The sequence below is a fragment of the Streptomyces cacaoi genome, from assembly GCF_006539165.1.
Taxonomy (GTDB): domain Bacteria; phylum Actinomycetota; class Actinomycetes; order Streptomycetales; family Streptomycetaceae; genus Streptomyces; species Streptomyces cacaoi.
In genome coordinates, this window is record NZ_BJMM01000111.1 from 1 (window position 1) to 6,677 (window position 6,677).

Genomic DNA, 6,677 nt, shown 5'->3' on the forward strand with positions numbered 1-6,677 from the left:
GCCGTACGGCTCGAACTCCCGGAATTCCTCGGCCACTTGAGCGAGTGCGGCGCGTGCCGTGCGGCGGGGCGGTGCGGTGTCTCCGCTGGGGTCCATGCCTCCAGGCTGCGGCAGTGCGGCCGCCGTGTCACCGGTCCCTGGGCCGGGCGGGGCACCGGCTCACGGCCCGCCGTGCGCCGCCGGTGCACGGTCGGACCGCGGCCGGTTCACGGTTCGCCCTCGTCGACGGGGTGGACGACGACGGGCGGCTTCGGGGTGCCCACGGGCACCGGGCACGACCAGGCGCGGGCCGCGATCTCGACGGCGCGTTCCCGCCCGGCGCACTCCACGAGCCAGAAGCCACACGGGACGCGCTCCTCGACGCCGTACGGGCCGTCGGAGACGACGGGGGTGCCGTGCGGGTCGGCGCTCACCAGACGGGCCTGCGCGGGTTCGGCGAGCCCCTGGGCCTCGATCAGTTCGCCGGAGGCCACGAGGTCCTCGTTGAGCGCGCCCATGTGGGCGTACATGGTGTCCAGGTCCTGGCGGGACCACGCGCGTGCGGTGTCCCGGCCGCTCATGGCGTCGTAGTCGGCCTGGTCGGCCGTGAGCATCACAAGGAACTTCATGGTCCACTCTCCCGGCTCCGCCACCGGCCGACCGGCGCGGACAGGTCCGCGAGCCGGACGGGCAGGCGCCCGCCGGCCGTTCCCGCCCGCGCCCTTGCGGCCGCGCTCCCGGGGGCCGGAGCCTTCCGGCGCGTCCCCGCAGGGCCGAGCGACCGGCACAACGGGCCGACCGCACGGGCCGACCGCACGGACCGGAAGCGCAGACCGGCCGCAACGGGCCCCGGGTCAGGACTCCCAACGTCGCACAGGTCCGCGCCGCCCGCTTCCCGGCCGCCGCCCGGCCCCTCCCCGGCACGGCCGACGGGACCGGCTCACCGGGCCTCACCGGGGCTCACTGCACGACGCGGCCCCGCAGTACCACGTGCCGGGGAGCGACGAGGACGCGGACGTCGGCGCGCGGATCGCTCTCGTAGACGACGAGGTCGGCGGAGGCGCCCTCGGCCAGCCCGGGGCGGCCGAGCCAGTCGCGCGCCGCCCAGGTGGTGGCCGCGAGCGCGTCCACGGCCGGTATGCCCGCCTTGACCAGCTCGGCGACCTCCTGCCCGACGAGCCCGTGCGGCAGCGAGCCCCCGGCGTCCGTGCCGGTGAACACCCGGATCCCGGCGTCCCAGGCGGCGCGCACGGTGTCGTAGCGACGCGCGTGCAGCGCGCGCATGTGCGCCGCCCAGTGCGGGAACTTCTTCTCGCCGCCCGCGGCCAGCTTCGGGAAGGTGGCGATGTTGACGAGGGTCGGCACGATGGCGACGTCGCGCTCGGCGAACAGCGGGATGGTGTCCTCGGTCAGTCCGGTGGCGTGCTCGATGCAGTCGATCCCGGCCTCGACGAGGTCGCGCAGCGAACTCTCCGCGAAGCAGTGCGCGGTGACCCGGGCCCCCTCCTGGTGCGCGGCGTCGATGGCCTCCTCGATCGCCCAGCGCGGCCAGCAGGGGGTGAGGTCGCCCTCGCCCCGGTCGATCCAGTCCCCGACGATCTTGACCCAGCCGTCGCCGCGCCGTGCCTCGCGCCGCATGTAGGCGGCCAGATCGCCCGGTTCGATCTCGTGCGCGTAGTTGCGGATGTAGCGCCGGGTGCGCGCGATGTGCCGGCCGGCGCGGATGATGCGGGGCAGATCGGCGCGGTCGTCGATCCACCGGGTGTCGGAGGGCGAGCCGGCGTCGCGCAGCAGCAGGGCCCCGTTCTCGCGGTCGGTGAGGGCCTGTTTCTCGCTGGTGGCGTCGTCGACCGGCCCGTGCTCGTCCAGCCCCACATGGCAGTGCGCGTCCACCAGGCCGGGCAGCACCCAGCCCTGGAGGGTGTGTGCCGTCAGGGCGGCGGGAGGCCGTTCGTAGGTGATCCGCCCGTCGACGACCCACAGTTCGTCGCGTACGTCCTCGGGCCCCGCCAGCACCCGCCCCTTGATGTGCAGCATCGCGCGCTCGCTCATGCCGGGCACTGTACGGGCGCTCTCGGGGCGGCCGACAGGCGGCGCCCGGCCGCCCGGACGTGCGCCTGGCACCTGGTGCCAGACCGGCGCGTCGCCCGTGTCCCGCCGGTGGCCCTGAGCGGTGGCCGGCGCACACCGGCGCAGGGCACGGCCGCGCACACCGGACGGAATGCGGCCCGAATCGCCGGGCATTCGACAGCCCGGCCGACGGGTCGCGTGCACATTGCGTGGCCGGCCGCCGGCGGCATATCACAGCGGCATCGGCGCGGGTTCGGCCGACTGCCCGGCGAAGTGACCAGGAAGAGCCGGCCGAAGGAACACCGGGGAAAATCGAGGAACACTTCCGCCGCATCGAATTGCAGATACTCCGAGTTATTCAACGCTGTCGGCCGTTGCTCGACACCCGCCTGGAGATACAATGAGGGCAGGTTTTCGAGTGCAGGTTCCCGTATTCTTCTGCCCGCTCTTCCGAGGCTCAAACGCAAAGATTTCGTTGCCGCGTCCAGGGTTCCCCGGAGGCAATCGAGCGCCCCCTCGGAGACGTTACAGGAGTGTGATGTACCACACGTGAGCGGCAGAATGCCCGGATAAATACGGGCAATTGAGGAGCTTTCTCCGGGTCGCTGCGCGCCCGTGCGCCCCCGCGCGATAACACAGAACCGCACCATCGCGTAACCCCTCACGCCCGTGCGATTTCAGAATCTGCTAGGTAAATTGAATTCGCATGACCGCCGCACAAGCAGACCATGCACGTGCCCGTAGCGACTTCCTGGAAATGCCGGAGGGACTGAAGCTCGACACACCCCGGGTGGAGGACGGAGCCGCGATCTGGCGCATCGCCCGCGACTCCCGGACGCTGGATCTCAACTCCTCCTACAGCTACCTGCTGTGGTGCCGCGACTTCGCGGCCACCTCGGTCGTCGCCCGCGCCGGCGACGGAGAGCCGGTCGGATTCGTCACCGGATATCTGCGCCCCGAACGGCCACGCACCCTGGTCGTCTGGCAGGTGGCCGTCGACGAGACGGCGCGCGGACGCGGCCTGGCGGCGGCGATGCTGGACGGGCTGACACTCCGTGCCGCGGAGGAGTTCGGCATCGAGGGCATCGAGACCACGATCACCCCCGACAACGTGCCCTCCAACCGGCTGTTCACCTCCTACGCGCAGCGTCACTCGGCAGCGGTCGCCAAGGACGTGCTGTTCGACGCCGGGCTGTTCCCCGAGGACGGCCACGAGCCGGAGGTGCTGTACCGGATAGGCCCGCTCGGGTTTCCCGGCGCCGGCGCGCGCTGACGTACCCGCGGCAGGCCGGCGGACACGGCACCGCCGCCCGCCACACCCCCATCGGACTTCCACTCACGTACGTGACTCACTCCCCCAGGAGCAAGCTGTGACCATCACCCAGCCGGACCTCAGCGTCTTCGAGACCGTGGAGTCGGAGGTGCGCAGCTACTGCCGTGGCTGGCCCACGATCTTCGACCGCGCCCAGGGTGCCCACATGTACGACGAGGACGGGCACACCTACCTCGACTTCTTCGCCGGAGCGGGCACGCTCAACTACGGCCACAACAACCCCGTCCTGAAACGCGCTCTGATCGACTACCTGGAGCGGGACGGCGTCGTGCACGGCCTGGACATGAGCACCGGCGCCAAGCGCGCGTTCCTGGAGACGTTCCGGGACGTGATCCTCCAGCCGCGCGGCATGGACCACAAGGTGATGTTCCCGGGCCCGACCGGGACCAACGCCGTGGAGGCCGCGCTGAAGCTGGCCCGCAAGGTCAAGGGCCGCGAGTCGATCGTCTCGTTCACCAACGCCTTCCACGGCATGTCGCTCGGCTCCCTCGCGGTCACCGGCAACGCGTTCAAGCGCGCCGGCGCCGGCATCCCGCTGGTGCACGGCACCCCGATGCCGTTCGACGACTACCTCGACGGCGCCACCCCGGACTTCGTCTGGTTCGAGCGGCTGCTGGAGGACCAGGGCTCCGGGCTGAACAAGCCGGCCGCCGTCATCGTCGAGACGGTGCAGGGCGAGGGCGGCATCAACGTCGCGCGGGCCTCGTGGCTGCGGGCGCTGTCCGAGCTGTGCAAGCGGCACGACATGCTGCTGATCGTCGACGACATCCAGATGGGGTGCGGCCGCACGGGCGCCTTCTTCTCCTTCGAGGAGGCGGGCATCCAGCCGGACATCATCACCCTGTCGAAGTCCATCGGCGGCTACGGGATGCCGCTGGCGCTCACGCTGTTCCGGCCGGAGCTGGACGTGTGGGAGCCGGGCGAGCACAACGGCACCTTCCGCGGCAACAACCCGGCCTTCGTCACGGCCACCGCGGCCCTCCAGACCTACTGGGCCGACGGCCAGATGGAGAAGCAGACGCTCTCGCGCGGCGAGCAGGTCGAGTCCGTGCTGAAGGCCATCGCCGACGAACACCCCGGCGACGTGGCCGAGTTCCGGGGCCGCGGCCTGGTGTGGGGCCTGGAGTTCCACGACAAGAACCGCGCGGGCGCCGTCGCACGCCGCGCCTTCGAGCTGGGCCTGCTCATCGAGACGTCGGGCCCGCAGAGCGAGGTCGTCAAGCTGCTGCCCTCGCTCACCATCACCCCCGAGGAGCTGGACGAGGGCCTGCGGATCCTGGCCCGCGCGGTCCGCGAGACGGACTGACGCTCCCGCGACTCCGGCCCGCTCCGGCACCGCCGGGGCGGGCCACCCCGTGCGCCCGGCGACCGCCGGGCACCCGTACAGAGCAACAGAGCTCGCCGGATCCGCCGAGCTCACCGAGCACAGAAAGGCAGCCCCACCCCGTGATCGTTCGTTCCTTCAAGGACATCGAGAACACCGACCGCCACGTCAAGGCGGCCTCCGGCACCTGGGAGAGCAAGCGCATCGTGCTGGCGAAGGAGCGGGTCGGCTTCTCGCTGCACGAGACGATTCTCTACGCGGGTACAGAGACGACGATGTGGTACGCAAACCACATCGAGGCCGTACTCTGCGTAGAGGGCGAAGCGGAACTGACCGACGAAGAGACCGGCGAGAAGCACTGGATCGCTCCCGGCACGATGTACCTCCTCGACGGGCACGAGAAGCACACCATGCGCCCGAAGACCGACTTCCGCTGCGTGTGCGTCTTCAACCCGCCCGTCACGGGCCGGGAGGACCACGACGAGAACGGCGTGTACCCGCTGCTCACCGAGCCCGACGGGGACTGAGACCCGGTCCCCGGTCACGGCTGCGGACCGGCGGACACCGACAGGTGCCCGGTCCGTCTCCGGCTGTTTCGCCCACAGGAAGGGCCGTACGAGAGGAGAGGAAGGCACATTCATGACCACCGCACCCGAGCGCACCGCCGACCTGTACCCCACGCGTGGCACCACTGAGGTGGCGACCCCGCGGATGGATCCGGTGGTGTGGTCCGAACCGGGAGCCTCCGGGCCGATCGAGCCCGGAGACCTGGCGGACTACGAGCGGGACGGGTTCCTCGCGATCGACCAGCTCGTCACCCCCGACGAGGTGGACGTCTTCCGCGCGGAACTGGAACGGCTCACCTCGGATCCGGAGATCCGGGCCGACGAACGCTCCATCGTGGAGCCGAAGTCGAAGGAGATCCGGTCCGTGTTCGAGGTGCACAAGATCAGCGAGGTCTTCGCCCGGCTGGTGAGCGACCCCCGGATCGTCGGCAGGGCCCGGCAGATCCTCGGCTCCGACGTGTACGTCCACCAGTCCCGGATCAATGTGAAGCCCGGCTTCGGCGCCACGGGCTTCTACTGGCACTCCGACTTCGAGACCTGGCACGCCGAGGACGGTCTGCCCCGGATGCGTGCCGTGTCGGTCTCGATCGCACTGACGGAGAACCACGACACCAACGGCGGCTTGATGATCATGCCGGGGTCGCACCAGACCTTCCTCGGCTGTGCCGGCGAGACGCCGAAGGACAACTACAAGAAGTCGCTGCAGATGCAGGACGCGGGCACGCCCTCGGACGAGGCCCTGAGCAAGTTCGCCGACGCGCACGGCATCAAGCTGTTCACGGGCAAGCCGGGTTCGGCGACCTGGTTCGACTGCAACTGCATGCACGGAAGCGGTGACAACATCACTCCGTTCCCGCGGAGCAATGTCTTCATCGTCTTCAACAGCGTGGAGAACGAGGCCGTGGAGCCCTTCGCCGCGCCGGTCCGCCGCCCGGACTTCATCGGGGCCCGGGACTTCACCCCCGTGAGGTGACCCGGCCGGACCGCTGACGGGGCGGGAGCGCACGGCGTTCCCGCCCCGGGTCGTGCCGGGGCACGGCGCGGCCCCGCGCTCAGCCCCGCACGCCCTCCAGCACGTCGAGCGCCCGGTCCACCTGTGCCTCGGTGTTGTACAGGTGGAAGGACACCCGCAGATTGCCCTCCCGCTGGGAGACCCGGATGCCCGCCCCGGCCAGGGCCTCGGTCGCCCGGCCCAGTCCCGGGACGGCGACGATCGCCGACTCCCCCGGCACCGGCCGGTGGCCGAGCCGCTCGACGCCGGCCCGGAAGCGATCCGCGAGGCCCAGATCGTGGGCGCGCACGGCGTCCGCGCCCAGCTCCTCGACGAGCCCGAGGGATGCCGCGGCACCGAGGTACGGCAGGAACGAGACGCTCTCCTCGTAGCGGCGGGCGCCCGGCGCGAGCC

Annotated in this window: 6 protein-coding genes and 1 pseudogene; 4 read left to right on the forward strand and 3 right to left on the reverse strand. The window is 71.1% G+C overall.

Translation table 11 applies throughout. The annotated features are described in order from the left end of the window. Positions 1-206 precede the first annotated feature (206 nt). Together SCA03_RS34170 and SCA03_RS34175 are read right to left on the reverse strand one after the other, a co-directional pair. On the reverse strand, positions 207-608 hold the full coding sequence (locus SCA03_RS34170; RefSeq protein ID WP_030885140.1) for a YciI family protein: 402 nt from the start codon (positions 606-608) through the stop codon (positions 207-209). Between the two features lie 331 nt (positions 609-939). Beyond that, positions 940-2,031, reverse strand: a complete 1,092-nt coding sequence (locus tag SCA03_RS34175; RefSeq protein WP_030885142.1) for an amidohydrolase family protein — start codon at positions 2,029-2,031, stop codon at positions 940-942. Between the two features lie 724 nt (positions 2,032-2,755). On the opposite strand from SCA03_RS34175, the gene ectA reads away from it, so the two are divergent. From ectA to thpD, 4 genes are all read left to right on the forward strand, one after another. Continuing rightward, positions 2,756-3,322 carry a diaminobutyrate acetyltransferase gene (gene ectA / locus SCA03_RS34180; RefSeq protein ID WP_230989103.1) on the forward strand — a complete coding sequence of 189 codons (567 nt, stop codon included), beginning with the start codon at positions 2,756-2,758 and terminating at the stop codon, positions 3,320-3,322. A gap of 97 nt (positions 3,323-3,419) precedes the next feature. Further along, positions 3,420-4,688, forward strand: coding sequence for a diaminobutyrate--2-oxoglutarate transaminase (ectB, locus tag SCA03_RS34185; RefSeq protein WP_030885147.1), 1,269 nt, complete (start codon positions 3,420-3,422; stop codon positions 4,686-4,688). Between the two features lie 140 nt (positions 4,689-4,828). After that, positions 4,829-5,233 (forward strand): ectoine synthase, encoded by a 405-nt coding sequence (locus SCA03_RS34190; RefSeq protein ID WP_030885150.1) that lies wholly within the window; start codon positions 4,829-4,831, stop codon positions 5,231-5,233. A gap of 112 nt (positions 5,234-5,345) precedes the next feature. Beyond that, on the forward strand, positions 5,346-6,245 hold the full coding sequence (thpD, locus tag SCA03_RS34195; protein WP_030885152.1) for an ectoine hydroxylase: 900 nt from the start codon (positions 5,346-5,348) through the stop codon (positions 6,243-6,245). 79 nt (positions 6,246-6,324) lie between these two features. Here thpD and SCA03_RS35440 read toward each other — a convergent pair. Next, a pseudogene (locus SCA03_RS35440) lies at positions 6,325-6,677 on the reverse strand (aminotransferase class V-fold PLP-dependent enzyme); the annotation flags it as partial.